This is a genomic window from Mesorhizobium sp. M0983 (genome assembly GCF_040318975.1).
In the GTDB taxonomy this organism is placed as follows: Bacteria; Pseudomonadota; Alphaproteobacteria; order Rhizobiales; family Rhizobiaceae; genus Mesorhizobium.
In genome coordinates this window covers 1-1,751 of the sequence record NZ_JAMYNH010000059.1, presented here as the reverse complement: position 1 = coordinate 1,751, position 1,751 = coordinate 1, and the positions used below count along the sequence as shown (strand labels likewise).

Sequence of the window (1,751 nt, the reverse complement as noted above, 5' to 3'; positions counted from 1 at the left end):
TCTGGCTATTGCACATCTCCCCGATAGGCAACTGGATCTATGCACTCGGCGGTGACAAGGAGAGCGCGCGTAATGTCGGCATTCCGACCAAACGGCTGACCATCGGTCTGTTCATGCTGTCCGGCTTCAGCGCCGCTTTCGTTGGGGTCAGCGAGGTGATGGTCTACCAGAGTGCGCAGGTCCTGGCTGGTCAGTCCTTTATCTTCAATTCCATCATGTGTGTGGTCATCGGGGGCGTTCTGCTCACGGGCGGCTTCGGCTCGATCGTTGGCATCGTGTTTGGCACGATTACCTTCTCGATTGTGAATCAAGGCATCTACTTCACGAGCATGGATCCCAACATCGGAAGCGTCATAATCGGCGCGCTTCTTTTGATCGCGGTGCTGACAAACGACACCTTCCGGCAGCTGGCCCTCAGCTATTCGTTGAAGAACGGGGGACCGTCATAATGGACGCAATCAAATCGGTACTGCGCCGTCCCGAGGCCGGCTCGATCCTCAGTCTCGTCGGCGTGGTGTTGTTCTTCGTTCTGTTCGGCGGCGCCAGTTTGGGCACGCTGGTTGGCGCGGCGAGTTGGGTCAATTTCGCGGCAAATCTCGGCATTGTCGCCATTCCCGTCGGGCTGCTGATGATCGCTGGCGAACTCGACATTTCGATCGGCGCGTTGATCCCCGCCGGTTCAATGACCACCGCCATCCTGACCGGCTACTACGGGCTGCCCATCTCGGTAGGAATCGCTGGGGCGCTGGCTGTCGGAGTGGCGGTCGGCCTGGTCAACGGCCTGCTCACGATCCGAACCTCGGTGCCTTCGCTGATCATCACGCTGGCCACGCTGGTCGCCATGCAGGGGGTGGTGCTAAGTGCCTCCGTGCTTCTGACCGGCAATGCCAGCGTTGCCCTAACGGCGCCGGACTGGGCGAAATTCCTCTTCGGACAGTTGATCGGTGGCAGTCACCAGGTCGTCATCGTCTGGTGGGTGGCGTTCGCCGCTGTCATAGGCTTCGCTCTTCACAAGACCCGCTACGGCAATTGGCTGTTTGCAATGGGCGGCGACAAGGTCAGCGCCCGCAACGCCGGCATTCCGACGAACCGCATGACAATTGCGCTGTTTGTGTTGTCCGCGGTCAGCGCCACTTTCGTCGGCATCTGTCAGGCGATCCTGTTCAACTCCGCCCAGGTCTCCGGCGGCATGAGCTTCATCTTCAATGCCATCGTGTCCGTGGTGGTGGGCGGTGTGCTGCTTACCGGCGGTTTCGGTTCGGTTGTTGGTATTTTCGTGGGCACCATCACCTTCGCCATCGTCAGCCAGGGCATCTACTTCACCCAGATCGACCGAAACTGGTCGAACCTGATTATCGGTGTGATGCTCCTGCTGGCCGTGGTGATGAACCAGTCGTTCCGCGACTTGGCTCTGTATTTCAGACCGCGGAGCAAGCGAACCCTGCCGCGAGAGCCAGCAAACCCATGAGAAACGAGTTGCCACAGGAGCCGTGCCCAGCGGTCGCTTCGATCAACGAGCATCGTGCTTCTATGAACACGGTCGCCGATCAATCGCATCAGGCAAGCCGGTTCGCAGATGAAGAGTGAGCACGCCATGAACGACAAACCTGCCATTCTCGAGCTGAAAAGCGTCAACAAATCCTTCGGTCCGATCGATGTCCTGCACGATATTTCGCTGAGGGTGCGCGCCGGCGAAGTGCTTTGCCTTCTCGGCGACAACGGCGCCGGCAAGTCCACCCTCATCAAAACGT

General features: G+C 59.2%; 3 protein-coding genes. All 3 read left to right on the top strand.

Going from position 1 to position 1,751, the window contains the following annotated elements:
• Positions 1–449 (top strand): ABC transporter permease (locus NKH71_RS33290; protein ID WP_502900462.1); only part of this gene is annotated, 449 nt, incomplete at its 5' end.
• Entirely contained in the window at positions 449–1,468 is a 1,020-nt protein-coding gene (locus NKH71_RS33285; RefSeq protein ID WP_352896621.1) for an ABC transporter permease, read from the top strand. The genes NKH71_RS33290 and NKH71_RS33285, both read left to right, overlap by 1 nt.
• 126 nt (positions 1,469–1,594) lie before the next feature.
• Positions 1,595–1,751: ATP-binding cassette domain-containing protein (locus NKH71_RS33280; protein ID WP_352896618.1), on the top strand; the 157-nt coding region annotated here is incomplete at its 3' end.